Here is a 19,904-nt window from a genome sequence, read left to right as displayed (position 1 = left end):
GGTTTCAAGCGAAAGGCGCCGCAAGGCGCCTTTCGTGTTTTCATCCACTTGCAAACCCGGCCGTGGGCATTGCCTTGGCATGGGCCTGTCTGGCTCATGCCGCCGCAGTGACCCAGTCTGGTGCAACCGCTCGCTACACTTCCCAGCTCCAACTGATCCGCCAAGGCCCCCTTGTCAGTCCGCAACCCCGCCACGCGCCCGTTCCTGCTGGCCAGCCTTGGTACCGCGCTGTTGGCCGGCGCACTGTTCCTTCCCGGCCTGCCGGGCGCGTTTCTGTTCGACGACATCCCCAACATCGTCAACAACGCCAGCATTCAGATCCACAGCCTGAGCCTGGGCAATCTGTACACCGTCCTCAGCACGCCACAGCCCTCGGGCAGTATGCGCGGGCTGCCCACGCTGAGCTTCGCTCTGGATTACTGGCGCGCTGGCGGCGTGGCCGATCCAGCCACGTTCAAGACCACGAATCTCCTCATCCACGCACTGACCGCCTTCGCACTGGCTTGGCTGTTCCGGAACCTGCTGGCGGCCGCGCGGGTGCCAGCGCAGCGGGCCGCATGGTTGGCGCCCGCGCTGGCCTTGGCCTGGGCCGCACATCCGCTGCAAGTGTCTTCGGTGCTGTACGCGGTGCAGCGCCTGCAAACGCTGGGCACGCTCTTTCTTGTTTTGGCGCTGCTGGCCTATCTGAAGGCGCGGCAGGCACAGATCGCCGGGCGACCGGCACGGGGCGGCTTTTTGCTGACGGCGCTGCTGTGGGCGCTGGCGCTCAACTGCAAGGAAGACACCGTGCTGCTGCCGGCCTATACGCTGGCGCTGGAGTTGACCGTGCTGCGCTTTGCGGCGGCCAATGCCCGCACCAGCCAGCGCCTGAAGCACGGCTATCTTGCGGCAACACTTGTCGGCATCGGCACCTACGTCTTTTGGGTGATCCCGCACTACTGGAGCAGCGCACCCTATCCCGGCCGCGACTTCAACTCGGCCGAGCGGCTGCTGACCGAAGCGCGAGTGCTGTGCCGGTACCTGTGGGAGACCCTGCTGCCGCTGCCGCGGCACATGCCGTTCTACTACGACTGGATTCAACCCTCACGGGGCCTGCTGCACCCGTGGACCACCCTGCCGGCCCTCCTGCTGATCGTCGGCCTGCTGGCGCTGGCCTGGCGCCTGCGTCACCGGCAGCCATTGCTCGCTCTGGGCGTGTTCCTGTTTTTCAGCGCCCATTTCATCACCAGCAATGTCATCGGGCTGGAACTGGCCTACGAACACCGCAATCACTTCGCCCTGATCGGCGCGGTGCTGGCGGTGGGCAGCCTGCTCGCTGAAGCGGCACGGCGGCGGCACCTGCCGACTCGCGCCCAAGCCGGTCTATGTGCCGCCCTGCTGCTGATACTGTGCGGCGCAACTGCGTTGCGTGCCCATACTTGGCGCAGCGCAGTCAGCCTGGCGCAAGCTGCCACCCAAGCCGCGCCTGCGTCACCGCGCGCGTGGATCGACCTGTGCGTGGGCTATCTGCAGGCAGGCGGCGGCGCGCAAACACGCCACAACCCGTACCTTGACCGTGCCATTGCGGCTTGCGAGGCCGGCGCCGATGCCAATCCGGAAACGTTGAACAGCCTTGCGGTCCTCATTGCCCTCAAAAGCCTGCGCGGCGATGTCACACCAAACGACTGGGCACGCTTCCAAGGCCGCCTGCGCAGCGCCCGCATGAGCTGGGACAACGCTCGCGCGCCCTTCGTCTTGAGTTATTACGCGGGGCTTGGCGTGGCCATGGACAAAGCCCAGGTTCGGCAGGCGCTGGACCTGCTGTTGCAAAGAACCGGGGCCAGTCCGGAGCGACTGATCCACGTCGGCTATGCGGTACTGGACGAACTGAAACAACCCGAACAAGCTCTGCCGTACTTCGTTCGCGCCATCGAAGCGTCGCCTCCCGGTGATCCTCTCGCCTTGACGCTGGCCGCGGAGCTGCAGGAAAACGGCTACGTTGCCATTGCCGAAAAGATTCGCCGGCTGGCAAGCGAGCGCAAATGAACGTTGAAACCCGACGCTTCCTGCTGCTTTCCGTACTGTGCGCACTGGCCGCCAGCGCCCTGATGGGCTTGGGCATTGGCGGTGGCTTCGTGCTGGACGATGCCCAAACCATCGTCAACAACCCGCTGATCCGCATCACCCAACTGGATCGGGAATCGCTGCTGACAGCTGCCGCAAGTTTCCAGGCCGGGCACGGCAGCCGCCCGCTGGCCATGCTCAGCTTCGCGCTGGATTACTGGAGGCACGGAGGCATTGATGCACCTGCCTTCAAGGCCACCAACCTGTTGATCCACGTCCTCACCACGTTTGCGCTGGCCTGGATGTTGCGAAAGCTGCTCATGTTGGCGAACTGGTCGGGTCGTCATGCAACCACGGGCGCCCTGGTCATTGCAATGGCTTGGGGCATCCACCCGCTGCAGGTTTCTGCAGTGCTGTACGTGGTGCAGCGGATGCAAACGCTGTCCACTTTTTTCGTGGTGCTGGCGCTGTGGGCCTATTTTGCGCTGCGACAAGCGCAAATGGCAGGCCGGCCCGCTTGGCGCTGGGGGCTGGCGGCCGGGGCCTGTTGGCTACTTGGCATGCTCAGCAAGGAAGACGCGGTCATTTTCCCGCTGTATTGCCTGCTGCTGGAGCTGACCGTGCTGCGATTTGACGCTAGGCAGCCCCTGCGCCGCCAGAGCCTGCGCCGCACCTACCTGGCGATGGCAATCGCCGGCCTCGGCCTGTACCTGCTGTGGGTATTGCCGCACTACTGGAGCTGGCAGGCCTACCCGGGGCGCGACTTCAACAGCGTGGAGCGGCTTTTGACCCAAGGCCGCGTATTGACGCTGTATCTGGGACAGATGCTGTTTCCGCTACCGAGCCGGATGCCGTTCAACTACGACACCTTTCCCATCTCGCGCGGCCTGCTGCACCCTCCCGCTACCCTTGCAGCCCTGCTGCTTCTTGCCGGCCTTCTGGTCTGGGCTTGGCGCTGGCGTCGCCGGCGGCCGATTTTTTCCTTTGGCGTACTGCTGTTCTTCGCCGGCCACCTCATCACCAGCAATGTCATTCCGCTTGAACTGGTCTTCGAGCACCGGAACCAACTTCCTTGCTCGGCATTTTGCTTGCTCTGGCCGATCTGCTGCAGGCGGCCAGCGCACGCTGGCAGGTTCCCGGTGGCAGGCTTGCTGTCGGCCTGGCCTTGGTCCTGTTGGCGACGGGCAGCGCCGGCGCGCTGCGCGCCTGGCATTGGGGCGAGCCGGTTCGCTTTGCGGAATACAGCGTACGAGTTGCCCCTGACTCGCCACGCGCCTGGCTGGCCCTGGCCGGCACGTGGTTTGACCGCTACAAGCAAAGCCGAAGCAACACCGACCTGGACCGGGCCATCGCGATATCGGCAGCGGGCGCCGCGCGTACAGGATCAGCCTCCGCCTATGCCAACGTGGTGACGTACAAGAGCATCCGCGGCACGGCAACGGCGGCGGACTGGCAGCATCTTTTCCAGCGACTGGGTGAAATCCAGCCCGGCCCCCGCGAAAAAGACATCCTGTGGAACAACATCAAAACGTGCGCGCAGGCATTCCCCTCGACCGCGACCAGGTTGTTCACTTGATCGCGGTCCTCGGTCAACGCATCGACTTCTCGCCCATCGAAGACATCCAGATCGGTGCATTCCTGTACGCCCATTCGGGACAGCCACGGCTTGCCCTGCCCTACTTCCTCCGTGCCGCCAAAGCCCTGCCCCACGGCGACCCGAACATCGGCCCAGTGCTGGAACGCTCCGGGCCAGTGGCGCAATGACTGGGCGCGGTCGGTTGCCCTCGCCAACGATGCCCAGGGCGAGGGCGAGCGCATCCGCCCCTGACCCCAGAAAGCAATGCTGCGGCTACCCAAGAAACAAGCGCAGGCCCGCGATTCCGTGCCACACCGCCCAATTTTGGCACGTTTCTTGCTGCATATTTTTGCGGGAATCAATGGCGGGGACGTACCCAGTGAAGCAGATCAATGCAGGATTTACCCTGATCGAGCTGATGATCGTGGTGGCGATCATCGGCATCCTGGCAGCGATCGCACTGCCGGCCTACCGCGACTACATGCAGCGCTCGGCCAATGCGGCGTGCCTGCAGGAAGCCAACGCATTCATGCACACGGCCTCGGCCGATATCTCCGACAATCGCAACAGCACCGTTTTCACAGCCAGCGCCTGTGCCAGCGGCACCCCGGCGCAGCTGACCCCGGCCGACTGGAACGCCGGCACCGTGGCGGTCTTCGTCCCCGAATCCCGGGGCAACCCGGCCGTCCTGAAAAACACCAACTGCGATGCAGGCAATGGCAGTTGCTCCTTGGCACCGTAATCTCGTTCCAGACGATATACCCCGCTGAGCATCACAACGGTGCGCACAGAGGATGCACTCCGCCTTGATTTCGGTCTTTACGCACTCGGGATTGGCTGATACAAGCGGCGTGCCGGCACGGCTACACTGGTCCGCCCAGCGCCGCTTGCCACCTTCTGCGTGAACTCCGCATTCCGTAAACCATTCACCACCCTACTGCTGGGCTGCGTCTGCACCCTGCTGGTCATGCTGTGCTTCTGGCCCGGCTTGAGCGGTGAGTTCCTCCTCGACGACGGGGACAACATCGAGCAGAACGTTGCGCTGCACATCGACAATCTGGATCTGGCCAGCCTCGAACAGGCCACGTACAGCTTCGTTGCCCGCGGTGGTCTGCGCATTCTCCCGGAGCTGACATTCGCCCTCGACTACTACAACTGGGGCCTGAACCCATTCGCATTCAAAGCCACCAACCTCGCCATACACGCCTTGACGATGCTGGCCCTGGCCGGGTTCTTCCAGACCCTGCTGTCTGCCCGCGGATGGCAGCAGCGCAATGCGCGCCTGGCAGCAGCCGCAATGGCGCTGGCCTGGGCGCTGCACCCCATGCAGGTGTCAACGGTCCTGTATGTGGTGCAGCGGATGCAGGCCTTGTGCACGCTGTTTCTCGTGCTGGCGCTGTGGGGCTGGCTGAAGATGCGGCTGGCTCAAGCAGACGGCAGGCCGGGCCGGCTGGCCGGACTGATTGCACTGCTGTGCTGGCTGCTGGCGCTGGCCTCCAAGGAAGACGCCGCCCTGTTCCCGCTCTACGTGCTCCTGCTGGAGTTGACGCTACTCGGCTTTCGCGCCTCCGCGCCGGCGACACGCCGGCTGCTGCGCTCGGGATTCACCGGATTTGCCCTCATCGGTTTGCTGGTCTATCTGGTCTGGGTCGTCCCCCATTACTGGCGCTGGGATGCCTATCCGGGCCGCGACTTCTCCACCTTGGAGCGGTTGCTGACAGAGGGCCGAGTGCTGGTCATGTACCTCGGACAGATTCTGTGGCCGCTCCCCAGCCGGTTTCCCTTCTTCTATGACAACTTCGAGATTTCCCGCAGCTTGGTACAGCCGTGGACAACGCTGCCAGCATTGCTGCTGATTGCCGCGCTGTTGGCATTGGCGTGGCGTCTGCGCACACGTCGGCCACTGTTCGCCTTCGGCGTCCTGTTCTTCTTCGCCGGCCACTTCATGACCAGCAACGTGATCGGTCTGGAGTTGGTCTTCGAACATCGCAACCAATTGCCGCTGATCGGCATCGTGTTGGCCGTGGCGGATCTGATTGCACTACTCGCGCAGCGGCTGGAACCACGCAGGATACCGGTCTATGCGGCGTGTGCCTTGCTCGTCGCAGGCTTGGGCGCTGGCACCTGGGCACGCGCCTCGATCTGGGGCGACCCGACGCGATTCGCCGAAACCGCACCACGGCTGGCACCGCAATCGCCGCGCGCATGGATGACCCTTTGCCTGCGCGACCATGACCTGAGCGGGGGCGATCCCTCCAACCCGTACTTCGGCAAAGCCATCGCCGCGTGCGAACGCGGCGGCGCGATCGGCAGCTCGGCCGCACCGCTCGCTTTGGTCATCGAGTACAAAACCCGCAACGGCACCGTCACGCAGGCCGATTGGGATGCCTACCTGGAGCGTATGCGACATGTTGTGATGCACGTCGAAAACCGCCGATCGGCCTGGATCCTGCTATCACGTGTACTCGCTGGCGACCGGCTGGATCCGGGCCGGGTCCTCCAGGCACTGAACATCGTCAGCGCGCGCGCCGGCTTCACGCCAGACGAGTTCATCGTCATCGGTTATTTCGTCCTCGGCAATGCGGCCTACGCCGACGATGCCTGCCAATATTTCGAGCAGGCAATCCGCCATCTTCCGGCCGACGATCCTCGCCTCACTGAACTCCCGCAGGACCTGCGCAGGCGTGGACAGGAGGCGTGTGCCGAGACGCTAGCTTCAGCAGCAAACCACACCGCCACGCGCAGCACCGCCCGATGATGCCGCACCGCATTGCGCTACTGCGGGGCAAGCACCATGATGTCGCGGTCAACTCAAGGAACTTCACACATGGCCAACCGATCGGCTGCACGCCTCTGGCTGCTCGCCATCTTCGTGCTGTCCGGCTTTGCCGGGCTGATCTACCAGTCGGTGTGGTCGCACTATCTGGGCCTGTTCCTTGGCCATGCGGCCTATGCGCAGGCGCTGGTGCTGGCGCTGTTCATGGGCGGCATGGCGGTGGGCTCGGCGTGGATCGCGCGGGTGGGCACGCGCTGGCGCAACCTGCTGCGCGGCTACGCCGTGGTGGAGCTGGTGATCGGCACGCTCGGGCTGGCCTTCCACTGGATCTTCACCCACGCCACCGCGTTCGGCTACGACACCCTGATTCCGATGCTGGATTCGGCGCCAGCGGTCGCAGTCGTCAAATGGGGGCTGGCCAGCCTGCTGATCCTGCCGCAAACAATCTTGCTGGGCATGACCTTCCCGTTGATGAGCGGCGGCCTGATCCGGCGCTTTCCGGGACAGGATGGCGATACGCTGGGCGGGCTGTATTTTACCAACAGCATCGGCGCCGCGATCGGCGCATTGGTCAGTGTCTTCGTGCTGATCCCGGCGGTCGGGCTGCCGGGCACGACAATCACCGCCGGTCTGCTCAATTTCGCGGTGGCCGCTCTGGCCTGGCGGCTGGGGCATGCCACCGAATCGCCACCAGCGCCCACCGCCGCGCAGGACGCTGGTCAAGGACTGCGGCAAAAACTCCTGTACGGCGTGTTGCTGGCAACGGCGATTTCGGGGGCCGCATCATTCGTCTATGAAATCACCTGGATCCGGATGCTGAGCCTGGCGGTCGGCAGCACCCAGCACGCCTTCGAACTGATGCTGGCTTCCTTCATCGCAGGCATCGCCTTTGGCGGGCTGTGGGTTCGCAAGCGAGCTGATAGCTCGCCGGTACCGCTTCGTCTGGCTGGCTGGATGCAGGTCGCCATGGGTCTGGCAGCGCTGGCCTCGCTGGTGCTGTATGCCAATTCGTTCGAATGGGTCGGTTGGCTGGTCAAGAACCTCCCTCCTTCAAACGGGGGCTACGTCTTGTTCAATCTCGGCACGGCGGCGGTTGCCATCGCGATCATGCTGCCGGCCGCGTTCTTCGCCGGGACCACGCTGCCGCTGTTCACCGTGGCGCTGCTGCGCGCCGGGTTTGGCGAGCGCTCCATCGGCCGGGTCTACGCCTGGAACACGCTGGGGGCGATCGTTGGCGTGTTCTTCGCCATCCACTTCCTGATTCCTTTCCTGGGCCTGAAGCTGGCCCTGAGCACCGCGGCGCTCATCGACATGGCGGTCGGGCTGGCTCTGCTGCGGGCGTGCGCGGATTCCCGCCGGGAGATGACGCGGTTTGCCGGCGCCGGACTGGCCGCAGCCATGGCGCTGGGGCTGGCGGTGACACAGGTGCCGTTTGATCCGTTGCAGCTGGCGTCAGGCGTCTTTCGCAACGGGCACGCGAGACTTGATCCATCCAATCGCGTCGTCTTCTACCGGGATGGAAAGACGGCAAGCGTTTCCGTGATTGCAAGCCAAAATGGCTTGGGAGCCATCGCCACCAATGGCAAAGTGGACGCAGGACTGTCCATGCGACCGGAAATACGCCCGGTAGACGAAGAGCTCACCATGCGATTGGCGGCTGCACTGCCATTGGCCATGCTCTCAACTCCTGCCGACGTCGGCATCATCGGCTTCGGCTCGGGCCTCACCACACACACCGCCTTGGGCGATTCAAGGGTACGTCGAGTGGACACGGTGGAGATCGAGCCCGCCATGGTTCAGGGAGCCATGGCGTTCATGCCGCAGGTCAGCCGCGCCTACACCGACCCGCGCTCACACATCGTGATCGACGACGCGAAAGCGTGGTTCGCGGGGCGCAGGAACAAATACGACATCATCATTTCCGAACCCTCCAACCCTTGGGTCAGCGGCGTTGCTTCACTCTTTTCGAAGGAATTTTATCGCTTCATCCCGCGTCACCTGAAACCTGATGGCTTGTTCGTGCAATGGGTGCAGCTCTACGAAATCGACGACCACCTCGTCAGCTCAATCCTGAACACGCTTACCCCCGAGTTCGGGGATTACGCCGCGTGGTTGAGCAGCGACTCTGACCTGATCATCGTTGCCACGCTTCAGCCTCAATTGCCACCCGTGGATTACTCTCGCGTTCTCCGTGGCGTACTCGGCACCGAATTTTCACGACTCGGGATCACATCTCGGGAACAACTGGCCTTCCACAAAGTCGCCGACGCCCGACTGCTGCGCGCCCTCGGGCGCGAGTACGGTGGGGAGGAAAACTCTGATTACTACCCCTATCTGAGTTTGGAGGCTCCTCGAACACGCTTCATGCGCCTCGCCGCCGGCGGCTTCACGGGCTTGACCATCCTCGATCAACCCGTGCTGGAGATGCTGGGCATCCGCCACGCATTGCCAACTTCCATCCCGTTGCCGCTGAGCGATCTGTTCACCGCCGAGCAGCGCACCGTCGAAGCACGCCAGAGAGCCGCATTTCTGCTCGACCCAGCAAGTGCGACTGCGCTGGATCTGGACACGCGCGCCAGGCTCACGCAGTTCCTCACGCTGGCAGCGCGCTGTCCTGACAACGACGCGCCACTGCGGGGCCTTCTTGAACACTTGAACGAGATCGCCGGACGCACGATGCCCTACCTGCCTGCGGACGCACTTGCGCCCGTCTGGCATCTGCCCGTGCTGCAGACATGCAGACTGTCGAGCCCGGCCTTCGACCACGCGCTTGCGCTGATCGAAAGCACATCCAGTCGCGATCCGCAGGCGATGAAAGCCGCAGGCGAAGCCTGGTTTTCGCTGCGTCAAGATGGCGCGTATCCGGAAGCCGAAACCATGGATGGCACCGCACTGCTTGCCCTTCTGGCGGCCGATGCGGCGCAGGGCAACTGGGAGGCCGTTTGCAACGCCCACCGCCGATTGGGGGCGCGCATTCCCATGAATGAAAACGAGGCACGCGCCCGCAATTTCCTGCTGGCGATGGCGGCAGGCGAGCTGCGGCCTGAAGCTGCAGCGCACTGCAATGTGCCTGGGCAGTGAGACGCACAAGCACTCCCCCGCGCCGAGTGCGATCGGTTCGGGTACTCGCAAGACTGACCCGCTTGTCCCACACTGGAGGCACCTGAAACCGGCAACAAGTGCCCTCACCCAGCCTTTCGTGCATCCCATGTCATCCACGCCGCGCCGCATTCTCGTTGATTTGTGCCATCCGGCCCACGTGCATTTCTTCCGGAACCCGATCCAGTTGTGGCGGGAGGCCGGTCACGAGGTCTACATGGCCGCGCGTGACAAGGACGTGGCGTTGCCGCTGATTCGCGAATTCGGTCTGGATTGCCAATCCATGGGTGCGTCTCGCTCCGGAATTGCCGGACTTGCGCGTGAATTGATGCATCGCGATCTGGCTCTTTTCCGCTTTGCTCGGCAAACGAGAGCGGAAGTCATCACGGCCATCGGCGGCGTTTTCGCGGCACACGCGGCGTTCCTGGCTCGCATTCCCGCGGTCGTGTTCTACGACACCGAAATCGCCAAACTGCAAAACGCCATGACCTATCCCTTGGCAAGCCGGGTGGCGGTCCCACGCTGCTACGAGAGCTGGGTCCCCAGGCGCCGCGAGCTCCGCTACGCCGGCTATCACGAGTTGTCCTATCTGCGACCGGGTCGGTTCCAGCCTGATCACGGACGCGCCTTGCAGGCGGGCCTCGACGCAACTCGACCCACCTTTTTGCTGCGCCTCGTCGCGTGGACCGCCAACCACGATCTGGGCGATAGCGGATTGTCCATACAACGTGCGCAGCAGATCGTCGAACGCCTCTCCGCGCACGGCAAGGTGGTGATTTCCTCCGAAACTCCCTTGCCCGACGCGCTGCGCGAATACCAGTACACGGGCATGGTCAGCGAGTTGCACCACCTGATGGCTTTCTGTGCCGGCTATTTCGGCGAAAGCGCGACCATGGCATCGGAATCCGCAGTGCTTGGCGTTCCCGCCGTATATGCCGCACACTCGCCACGCGGGTACACCAATGAACAGGAGTCCCGCTACGGGCTTGTGCGCAACGTGAGGCAACTGGACGCGACTTCCGTCCTTGCTGCTTGCGACTGGCTTTTGGCACAGGATCAAACGACCTGCAAAGCCGCCCGCGCGAAGCTTCTGGCCGAGACCGTGGACGTGGCAGCGTTTGCCGCAGACACGGTGCTTGCGGCTGCAGCGGCAGGCCGCTGACGGTGTGCGGCCTGGCCGGCTGGTTTGGGTCTGGCGTCTCGCCCGACGCGGGTCACGCCCTCGCACAGCGCATGCTTGACCAGATCGCCCATCGCGGTCCGGACGGGCGTGGTGTGGCCTGCCTTCCTGATGCGACAGGTTTTCTCGGGCACGTGCGCCTGGCAATCATCGACCCCGAGGGCGGTCAGCAGCCGATGTGGTCGGCCGACGAACGCTGCGCAATCACCTTCAACGGCGAGATCTACAACTATCAGTCATTGCGGGACGAATTGGTGCGTGATGGCGCAGCTTTGCGCACACACTCCGATACCGAGGTCGTTCTGGAACTGCTGCGGCGTGAGGGTGCCAGCGCGCTCGGCAAGCTGCGCGGCATGTTCGCACTCGCCTTCTGGAACGGGGATAGCGGAGTCGGCCTGCTGGCGCGCGACGCCCTTGGCATCAAGCCGCTGTTCCTTCGCAGAGACTCGCAATGTCTCTGGTTCGCTTCCGAAGCCAAGGCGTTCTTCGCCATCCCGGGCTGGAGACCGGAACTCGACGCGGCCCAGTTGCACCTGCTGCTCAACATGCGGTACCCCGCAGGAGGTAGCGGTCTTCTGCGTGGGGTCAGCCAGCTTGCACCGGGCACATATCTTGAATGGACTTCAGGGCGCCAGCACGTGCGGCAATTCGATGTGCAGACGCCTGGTCCTGTCGCTGCGACGGATTTGCACGATGCAATCTTCGATGCCGTCCGGGCGCATTTGGTGGCCGATGTGCCGGTCGCATGCTATCTCTCGGGCGGCCTCGATTCCGGCATCATCACCCACGCGGCGGCGAAGCTGGCCGAGCAACGCATCACCAGCTTCACGATGAACGTTGGCGATGACCCGGCAGAGCTCGCCAACGCACGGGAGACAGCACGCTGGCTTGGTATCGATCACTTTGCAGGCGATCTTGCCCCGGTCGGAACCGAGATCCTGGACTGGCTGCTGTGGCATCTGGAAGTTCCGAAAATCAACGCGCTGCAATCGGCAGCGGTCGCACAACTGGCCGCAGGTCAAAGCAAGGTTTGCCTGTCGGGCTTGGGTGGCGATGAATTGTTCCTCGGCTATCGAGCGCACGCGCACCTGGCGCGCTGGTCGCAGGCCGGCAGATTGTTGGGGCCGTTGGCACGTCCGGTTGGCCGCATCGCCGCTGGACTGCTCGCCCGGCACCACGGCGGTTTCGGAGAAGCCGGCCGTGCCGCCAGCATGTTGGCGCATGCTCGGCAACCGGCATACGCCTACGGCCTGTTGCGCAATGTCTGGGACGGCAGCCTCCCACGTGAAAGCATCTACGGCCCAAGAATGCTGGATCAGCCGCTTCCTGACGCGCAAGCCTGGATTGCCGAGCGCTGGCCAGAAGAGCTTGATCCAGTTGCGGCCATGGCCACCTTCGAATGGCGAAACAAAATGGTGGATGATCTGCTCTGGCAGGAAGACCGGGTCAGCATGGGCGTGGGGCTGGAAGTGCGGGTGCCGTTCGTAGATTCATGGCTTGTTGCCGCGGCCGGGTGGCCGCCGCAGGATCGGCCGGGTCGCAAGAATCGCCTGCGCGCCGCTTTCGCGAACACGCTGCCAGCGCATCTGCTGAATCGCCCGAAGAGCGGCTTCCAGTTGGATATCGCCGCCAATCTGGATCACCTGTTTGGCCCGATCCTCGCGGATTGGCTATCGCCGGAACGCGTGCATCGACACGGTCTGTTCAACCCCTCCTTCGTGACCCGGCTCCAGGCGTTGGATCGACGCCGCGCCCACCGCTGGCATTTTTTCATGTTGCTGCTGATGGCGCTGTCCCATCGCTGGCTGGAACTGTTCGAACAGGCTGCTGCACCACCACGCCATGCGCCGCCCATCGCCAGAGTCTTGCCATGAACCCGACACGTGGGCAGGACCTGCAACTGGCGCATATCCTTGATCAGGTGCTTGCATTCAGCGCCGCCAGCCAGTGGCGTGGCCACGACAAGCACGACGGCCTGAACAGCCCGCTGCTCCGGGCGCTGTGCGGATGGAGTCGACCGACTCGGATCCTCGCATTGCAAGGCGTGATGCGATTCCCCGTAGACTTGCGCACGTTGCTGCGCGTACCCGAGGTCCACAACCCAAAAGGTCTGGCGCTGTTCCTGCAAACCTTTGTCCAGCGCTGGCGCGCACAAGGCCGGGCTGAAGACTTGCATCAAGCAGAGGCTTTATGCGCGCTGCTGGAGGGCCTGCGCAGCGCCAAGGGAGCTTGGTCGGGACAGGCTTGGGGGTATCAATATCCATGGCAGGATCTGGGTTTCTTTGCGCCCCGCGGCATGCCCAATGCGGTGGTCACCTGTTTCGTCTGCGAAGCGCTGCTCGATCTCCACGCGGCCAACGGACAATCAAGACCGCTGCAACTGGTAGAGGACGCCCTGCCGTTTCTGCTCAACGACCTGCCCATTCTGCATCAAACCGTCAATCAGCTTTGCCTTGGCTACATGCCACTGAAGATGCACATGCGGGTGATGGATGTAAGCATCCTGATCGGCGCCCTGCTCGCCCGGTTGGATGCCGTGCGCAATACCACATGCCACCCAGACACTGCGCGGCGTCTGGTCCGTTTTGTCGTGGATCGGCAGACCGCGGAGGGGGCCTGGTGGTACACCGACCCACCCGAAGCTTCGCCCGTGCGCATCGACAATTACCACACCGGATTCATCCTGGATGCGCTTTGGCGCTACATGCACGCAACCGGCGATTTTGAATGGATGCCTGCCTACCAGAACGGACTTGCCTTCTACGCAGCACGGCTGTTCGAATCCGATGGTGCGCCACGTTGGATGAGCGACCAACGCTACCCTCACGATGTCCACGGCAGCGCACAAGGAATTCTGACCTTCAGCCGCCATCAGTCAGAATTTCCAGAGCTCGCGGAACGCATTGCCACTTGGGCGATCCGGCACTTGTATGATGGCAAGGGCGCGTTCTGGTACCGGCAAACGCGTTGGCGCACACAGCGCACTTTTTTCCTGCGCTGGAACAATGGCTGGATGGCGAGAGCGTTGTCGAGTCTGCTACCGTTCCCCGGCGCATTGCCTGACATGACTGAACGACAAGCTGCAAACCCGGGACCGCACGATGCCTGATCCGATTTTCCCCGGGAAGCCAGGTCTGTACGCGTCGATGTTGGTGTACGCATTGCGCAATACGCCGGATTTTGCAGTCGAGCACTCCGAGTTCTACCGGAGCTTCCGGGATTTCTACGGGGAGGTCACGGGCCGCCGAATATTGGATTTCGGTTGCGGAAAAACCTTCTGGCTCAGCCTGCTGCTGGCTTCCGACGGCGCCGACGCAATCGGAGCAGACACCGAAGTGACGCAGACCGCGCGTTCCTGGTCCAAGTATCGGCAACTTCTGGGGAGCAACGGCCTGGAGCGGACACTGCGAACCGCCGCATGGGATCTTGCATTCGCAAACCGCTACTACCGTCGTCTCGAGCGCGAATTCGGCAAGCCGTTGCGGTTCGACAAGTTGCAACTTGCGCATATCGTCAACAACAAGCTCCCACTCCAGGACCACTCGCTGGATGTGATCATCTCGCATGAAGTGCTGGAACATGTCGACGATCTGGAGGCGGCCTTCGCCGAGATGCGCCGCACGCTCAAACCGGACGGCATTGCCTATCTGTACGTGCATCATTTCACCAGCCTCTCCGGCGGTCACCATATCGCCTGGAAACATCCTGATACCGCACCATCACGCAAGGTTGCGCCGTGGGACCAACTGCGCGCACGCCGCCACACGGAGATACCCTCTTGGCTCAATCGAGCGCGGGCGGCGGACTATCGGCGTCTTCTGGAGCGCGAATTCCGGATCCAGGAATGGCGCTGGTTGCCCAAGGAAGGAGAGGCTCTCTTGACACCGGATATTCGCGCAGAGCTTGCCGATTACAGCGAGCAGGAATTGCTGCACAAGGGATTCATCGTCATCGCTCGCCCGCTTTCAGGAGCTGAACCTTGAGACAGGTCGTCGCCAACCTTCGAGATGGCTCCATCGAGGTGCGTGAGGTGCCCGCTCCCGTGGGCCGTCCCGGCTTCGTGCTGGTGCGCAACACGTTTTCGCTGATCAGCGCCGGCACTGAAAGCGCAACCCTGCAATTGGGTCGCAAGAACCCATTCGGCAAGGCGCTTGCACGGCCGGAACAGGCCTTGAAACTCATCGAACTGGCACGCGCGCAGGGCCCACTCACGGCCTACCAGGTGGCGCAGCGCGCGCTCGACATGCCGGTGGCGCTGGGCTACAGCTGCGCCGGCGTGGTCGAGGCAGTCGGCGCGGACTGCCAGGGACTCCAGCCAGGCCAACGCGTGGCCTGCGCAGGCCAAGGCTGGGCCAGCCACGCTGATTTCGTCAGCGTGCCACGCCGCCTGTGCGTTCCGATCCCTGATGCGGTAAGCGACGAGCACGCCGCATTTGCCACGGTCGGCGCCATCGCGCTGCAAAGCCTGCGCATTGCGGAAACCAGACTGGGCGAGACGGTGGTGGTCATCGGGCTGGGTCTGGTGGGCCTGCTGGTGTGCCAGTTGGCGCGCGCCAATGGCTGTCGGGTGATTGGGGTGGACATCGATCCACATCGTGTGGCGCTGTTGCGCGAAAACGGCTGGGGCGATGCCATCGAAGCCGGCGACGCAGTGGCGGGCATGGTCCATGGCCTTACCGCCGGCCATGGTGCCGACGCGGTCATCATCACCGCGGCCACCGATGATGCCGGGCCAGTCGAGCTTGCCGGCGAGCTCTGTCGCCGCAAGGGGCGCGTCGTCGTCGTTGGTCGCACCCTGATGCACGCTCCGCGTGAGACTTATCTGTTCAAGGAACTGTCGCTGCACACCTCGATGGCCTATGGCCCCGGCACCGGTGATCCTGGCTACGAGGTGGACGGGCACGACTATCCGCTGGGCTATGTGCGTTTTACCGAAGAGCGCAATCTGGCCGCCTTTCTTGACCAGCTTGCCTTGCGGAACATCGACCTGACGCCGCTGGCCACCCACCGATTCGCCGTGAGCAACGCAGCCGATGCGTTTGCTGCGTTGGGCAGCGCTGCCGAAGCGCGTGGTATCGGCGTGCTGTTGACCTATGCCGGGGGCCCGCCCGTAGCAACCCAGCGGCGCGTGCCATGCGTCCAGGTGAAACCCTCCAGCAGCAACGGCAATGCCGAACCGGGCCTGAGCGTGATCGGTGCCGGCAGCTTTGCCACCCACGAGTTTCTGCCGCTGCTCAAGGGCATGCGGGTTCACCTGCGTGGGGTGGTTTCGCAGACCGGACTGCGCGCCCAAGCCCTGGCGCAGCGCCACGGGTTTGCCTTTGCAGCCTCCGAGTTGGCGGCGGTGCTGGAGGATGATTCCACCGACGCCGTCTTGGTACTGACCCGACACGATTCGCACGCCGAGATCGCCCGCCAGGTGCTGGAAGCCGGCAAGCATGTATTCGTCGAGAAACCATTGGCACTGGATGGACCCTCGCTGGAAGCCGTCATCAATGCGCAGGCACGCAGCGGCAAACAGGTCATGGTGGGCTTCAATCGCCGCTACGCGCCGCTCGCGGTGCGAATGAAAGCCGGCTTCCAGGCACGCAGCCAGCCGATGTTCGTGAACTACCTCGCCAATGTCGGCGCACGCCCGGCAGAGCACTGGCTGCATCATCCCCGCGAAGGCGGCGGGGTGATCCTGGGTGAAGGCTGCCATCATCTGGATTTTTGCTGCTGGCTGGTGGGGGCGCCTCTGACCGACTTTCATGTGGCACCGCTTGGTCAGAGCCGTCGTGACACGCCGGTGGAATCGGTTGCGGTGACGTTGCGCTTTGCCGATGGCTCGGTGGCCACGGTGTCTTACCTGTCCAACGGCAACCCGCGCTTCCCGACCGAAACCGTCGAGGCGTGCAGCGGCGGTCACCAGGCGCGCCTGATCGACTTCAAAACACTGGAGACCCCGGGACGCTGGTGGCGCCACAAGACCACCGCGCGCCTTGCCGTGGACAAGGGCCACCGGGCGCAATTGGCGGCATTTCTCGCTGCCGCGGCCGGCACCGGGCCTGCCATTGGCGTCGATGGATACTTCGCAAGCTCCCGCCTGGCCATCGAGGTCTCCGACCGGGCGACCGTCGACCGCAATCCGTGAAGTCTCCAAACCGCTACCTGTTGACCCTGCTGGGCCTCTGCCTGATGGCGTGGGCTCTGCAGCTGGCCGGCATCGGCAGGGTCATGACCGTGATCGGATCAATGAACCCGCTGTCGATCGCCGGTGCGGCTCTGGCCGTGGTTGCTGGCACCATCCTCGGCGCCAGGAATCTGTACGACATCGCCGAATTGCGCGGCATCCTCGGATTCCCGTCATTTCTCGGCATCTTCTGGCGCTCGTGGGCCATCGGGATCTCGCTCCCTGGCCAGGTCGCCGACATGTTCAGCACGGCGTGGCAATTGAAGCGCTACCGCGCCAGCCATTTGCCATTCATCGCCTCTCGCATTCTGGCCGACAAGCTCATCACGGTTGCCTGCATGGCCGCCACCGCCGCGTGCATTCCGTTTTTCACCGGCCGGGCCACTGGCGCATCCACCCTCTGGGCACTCACGGGAATGCTGGCGGCGGGACTCGCAGGTTGGCTGGGCGCTCGGCATTTGCGCAACAGGCTGACTCCGGCGGCAAGCGGCTGGCGGTTCGTGCGCGTCATTCTGGATGCCGCCGGGACGCCGGTGCCACTGGTCTTGAGAAACTTGGGCGTGACGTTGCTGAAGATGGCGCTGACCGGCTTGGCCTACTGGCTCCTGTTGCGTGAAACATCGCTCGTTGCGCCCAGCTACCTTGCAACAACGACCATCGCCCACGGCGCCGGGCTTGTGGCCTATGTGCCGGTGAGTTTCAATGGCCTCGGCACGGTTGAAGTCTCCGCGATGGCGCTGTTCGCGTTGATCGGCTTGCGCGGACAATCCGTGTTGGGCGTCTATCTGGTGCTGCGTGGGTTGACGATAACAATTGCCTGGTTGCCCTCCCTGTTCTGGCCGAATCACGCCCCCCGGGCTCACGACGACGAAGCGCGCCCGGTAGGCTAGTCTAGTGCTCTCACCTTTGCTGCAACCGCGTCCCGATGAAACCAATTGAATCCGCCAACCGCGGCTCCACTCCCGGCCTGCACCGGGAGGTCTCGGACTTCTGGACGCGCAATGTCAACGCCGAACGCATCATGGGTCGAACGGTCAGCGATGGCGGGCGTGGCTCGGACAAGTACTTCCTCGACCTTGAGATCCAACGCTATCGCTCCCATCGACACCTGCCCGCCTGGATTGCATCCATGCAGCCGGGGTTGCACGTTCTTGAAGTCGGTTGCGGCATCGGCTTGGACAGCGCGCGCATGGTGGAGCATGGCCTGCGCGTGACCGCCGTGGATTTGACCCACATCGGCGCAGCGACAGCCGAGCGCCGTGCTCGCCAGCATGGCTGGGACGCACGCTACCTGTGCGCAAGCGGCGACGCGCTGCCATTTCCGGACCAGGCCTTCGATTACGTGTATTCATTCGGCGTGTTGCACCATGCTCCGGACACTCAGGCCTGCATCGACGAAGCTTGGCGGGTGCTCAAGCCCGGCGGACAGGCCTTGGTCATGTTGTACCACCGCCGATCGCTCAATGAATGGGCACATCGCCTGACGCGTGTCCCGTTCGAGGATCGCGACGAGCTGTGCCCGGTGGTGCGTCGCTTCACGAAAGCCGAGGTACAACAGATGTTCGCGAAGTTCTCAAGTGTCCAAGTGCAAAGCGATTTCGTTTTCGGCGAAGGGTATGGTCGCCTGTTCAGGCTGACACCGCGGCCGCTGTATCGGCTGCTGTCGCGGCTTGCGGGCTGGCACCTGATGATTCGCGCCACGCGCTGAGGCATGACCATGCAAGGCCTGCGCAATTGGCTCAAGGACCGCATCCCGGATTCCACCTTGGAGCGGATGGTACGCCGCATCAATCGCCACAGCGGCAACTGGCTGAACCGCCCGCTGTATGGGCGTGCGCGCTACAACGAAGACGGTCTGGTCTCAGCACATTACCCGAGCTTCGAGGACGACAAGGCATTTCTGGAGGCCTATGCGGCAGGCCAAGATACCGGCTCGTGGCCACACGGCGATCTGCGCTGGCGCGCCCACGTAGTGTGCTGGGCCGCAGCGCGCGGTGCGGCACTGCCCGGTGACTTCGTGGAGTGCGGAGTCAATCGCGGCGGGTACGCGATGAGCGTGATCCGCTACACGGATTTCCCGAAGCTGGGCAAGCGCTTCTTTCTTCTCGACACCTTCGAGGGACTCGTGGAGAGTCAATTGACGGATGGAGAGCGCCAAGCCGGGCTGCGCGGTGGCGGCTATGTGCCATGCCACGAAGCCGTACAACGAACCTTCGCGCCCTTCACCGACCAAGTACGCATCATTCGAGGGACAGTGCCTGACACCTTGGATCAGGTGGACGCCACGCGCATCGCATTCCTGTCCATTGACATGAATGCGACGGCCCCCGAGATTGCCGCCGCTGAGAGGTTCTGGGATCGCCTGTCGCCTGGAGCGGCCATGGTTTTGGACGACTACGGCTGGCGCAAACACGGCGCCCAGCGACTTGCGTTCGATGCCTTCGCCCATGAGCACGACGTGCCTTTACTTGTCCTGCCCACAGGCCAAGGCCTCATTCTCAAACCCTGATGACACTCACCGCGAATCCTCGGCGCAGCTTTTTCACTTCACTCCTCAATTATGGCGTGGAGCTGGCGATGGCCGTCCTGCCACAGGATGCCATGAGCATGTGGGTCAAGACCTCACTGGTGCGTGCTCGAGGCAGCAAACTTGGCGCACGCGTCAAGATCTGGCGCGGCGTGTGGGTAGATGATTACCGCAAACTCGAGATCGCCGACGATGTCACCATCGGCCACGGCGTGATTCTGCTGTGTGGCGGCAATGTGTTCATCGGCGCACGCAGCATGGTAGGACACGGCAGCAAACTCATCAGCTCCGGGCATCGCATCCCCGACCGTCACGATGAGCCGATGCGCTGGTCAGGCCCGGAACAGGCACCGATCATGATCGCCGAGGACGCCTGGATCGGTGCAGGCGCAATCTTGCTCGGCGGCACGCGCATCGGACGTGGGGCCATCGTCGCGGCTGGCGCTGTCGTCACCAAGGACGTCCCCGATTATGCGGTCGTAGCCGGTGTTCCGGCACGCGTGGTGCGCATGCGCACCTGACCGTCTGGTC

General features: G+C 63.6%; 14 protein-coding genes and 1 pseudogene. All 15 read left to right on the top strand.

The features are described from left to right. The first annotated feature begins 171 nt into the window (after positions 1-171). On the top strand, positions 172-2,025 hold the full coding sequence (locus M9902_RS04795) for a hypothetical protein (protein ID WP_297221387.1): 1,854 nt from the start codon (positions 172-174) through the stop codon (positions 2,023-2,025). Positions 2,026-2,114: 89 nt separating this feature from the next. After that, complete coding sequence (locus M9902_RS04790) at positions 2,115-3,455, top strand: hypothetical protein (RefSeq protein ID WP_297221386.1); 1,341 nt, start codon at positions 2,115-2,117, stop codon at positions 3,453-3,455. 118 nt (positions 3,456-3,573) lie between these two features. Then, positions 3,574-3,807, top strand: a complete 234-nt coding sequence (locus tag M9902_RS04785) for a hypothetical protein (RefSeq protein ID WP_297221385.1) — start codon at positions 3,574-3,576, stop codon at positions 3,805-3,807. Between the two features lie 200 nt (positions 3,808-4,007). Continuing rightward, positions 4,008-4,112, top strand: a pseudogene (locus M9902_RS04780) (prepilin-type N-terminal cleavage/methylation domain-containing protein); the annotation flags it as partial. 408 nt (positions 4,113-4,520) lie between these two features. After that, positions 4,521-6,377, top strand: a complete 1,857-nt coding sequence (locus M9902_RS04775; protein WP_297175281.1) for a hypothetical protein — start codon at positions 4,521-4,523, stop codon at positions 6,375-6,377. A 12-nt stretch (positions 6,378-6,389) separates the two neighbouring features. Further along, positions 6,390-9,476, top strand: coding sequence for a fused MFS/spermidine synthase (locus tag M9902_RS04770; protein WP_297221384.1), 3,087 nt, complete (start codon positions 6,390-6,392; stop codon positions 9,474-9,476). A 127-nt stretch (positions 9,477-9,603) separates the two neighbouring features. After that, positions 9,604-10,656 (top strand): DUF354 domain-containing protein, encoded by a 1,053-nt coding sequence (locus tag M9902_RS04765; protein WP_297175284.1) that lies wholly within the window; start codon positions 9,604-9,606, stop codon positions 10,654-10,656. Positions 10,657-10,658: 2 nt separating this feature from the next. After that, a complete protein-coding gene (asnB, locus tag M9902_RS04760; protein WP_297221383.1) occupies positions 10,659-12,548 on the top strand; it encodes an asparagine synthase (glutamine-hydrolyzing) in 1,890 nt (629 codons plus the stop codon). Next, positions 12,545-13,783 carry a hypothetical protein gene (locus M9902_RS04755; protein WP_297221382.1) on the top strand — a complete coding sequence of 413 codons (1,239 nt, stop codon included), beginning with the start codon at positions 12,545-12,547 and terminating at the stop codon, positions 13,781-13,783. Before asnB ends, M9902_RS04755 begins: the two co-directional genes overlap by 4 nt. After that, entirely contained in the window at positions 13,776-14,657 is an 882-nt protein-coding gene (locus tag M9902_RS04750) for a class I SAM-dependent methyltransferase (RefSeq protein WP_297221381.1), read from the top strand. Before M9902_RS04755 ends, M9902_RS04750 begins: the two co-directional genes overlap by 8 nt. Beyond that, a complete protein-coding gene (locus M9902_RS04745) occupies positions 14,654-16,807 on the top strand; it encodes a bi-domain-containing oxidoreductase (RefSeq protein WP_297221380.1) in 2,154 nt (717 codons plus the stop codon). The genes M9902_RS04750 and M9902_RS04745 overlap by 4 nt, the downstream gene beginning before the upstream one ends. Before the next feature lie 20 nt (positions 16,808-16,827). After that, positions 16,828-17,736, top strand: a complete 909-nt coding sequence (locus M9902_RS04740) for a lysylphosphatidylglycerol synthase domain-containing protein (RefSeq protein ID WP_297221379.1) — start codon at positions 16,828-16,830, stop codon at positions 17,734-17,736. Between the two features lie 35 nt (positions 17,737-17,771). Further along, entirely contained in the window at positions 17,772-18,554 is a 783-nt protein-coding gene (locus M9902_RS04735; protein ID WP_297221378.1) for a class I SAM-dependent methyltransferase, read from the top strand. A gap of 3 nt (positions 18,555-18,557) precedes the next feature. Beyond that, a complete protein-coding gene (locus M9902_RS04730) occupies positions 18,558-19,355 on the top strand; it encodes a TylF/MycF/NovP-related O-methyltransferase (protein WP_297221377.1) in 798 nt (265 codons plus the stop codon). Then, on the top strand, positions 19,355-19,894 hold the full coding sequence (locus M9902_RS04725; protein WP_297221376.1) for an acyltransferase: 540 nt from the start codon (positions 19,355-19,357) through the stop codon (positions 19,892-19,894). Before M9902_RS04730 ends, M9902_RS04725 begins: the two co-directional genes overlap by 1 nt. The last annotated feature ends 10 nt before the right edge of the window (positions 19,895-19,904 follow it).

The organism is Thermomonas sp., from assembly GCF_023953935.1.
Taxonomy (GTDB): domain Bacteria; phylum Pseudomonadota; class Gammaproteobacteria; order Xanthomonadales; family Xanthomonadaceae; genus Thermomonas.
The sequence above is the reverse complement of the archived record's forward strand: the minus strand, read 5'-3'. Positions and strand labels throughout refer to the sequence as shown.

Excerpts from the sequence above, each read along its gene's own strand:
- M9902_RS04765 (WP_297175284.1), top strand. The coding sequence starts at position 9,604 with ATGTCATCCACGCCGCGCCGCATTCTCGTTGATTTGTGCCATCCGGCC.
- M9902_RS04755 (WP_297221382.1), top strand. The coding sequence starts at position 12,545 with ATGAACCCGACACGTGGGCAGGACCTGCAACTGGCGCATATCCTTGAT.
- M9902_RS04750 (WP_297221381.1), top strand. The coding sequence starts at position 13,776 with ATGCCTGATCCGATTTTCCCCGGGAAGCCAGGTCTGTACGCGTCGATG.
- M9902_RS04735 (WP_297221378.1), top strand. The coding sequence starts at position 17,772 with ATGAAACCAATTGAATCCGCCAACCGCGGCTCCACTCCCGGCCTGCAC.
- M9902_RS04730 (WP_297221377.1), top strand. The coding sequence starts at position 18,558 with ATGACCATGCAAGGCCTGCGCAATTGGCTCAAGGACCGCATCCCGGAT.
- M9902_RS04725 (WP_297221376.1), top strand. The coding sequence starts at position 19,355 with ATGACACTCACCGCGAATCCTCGGCGCAGCTTTTTCACTTCACTCCTC.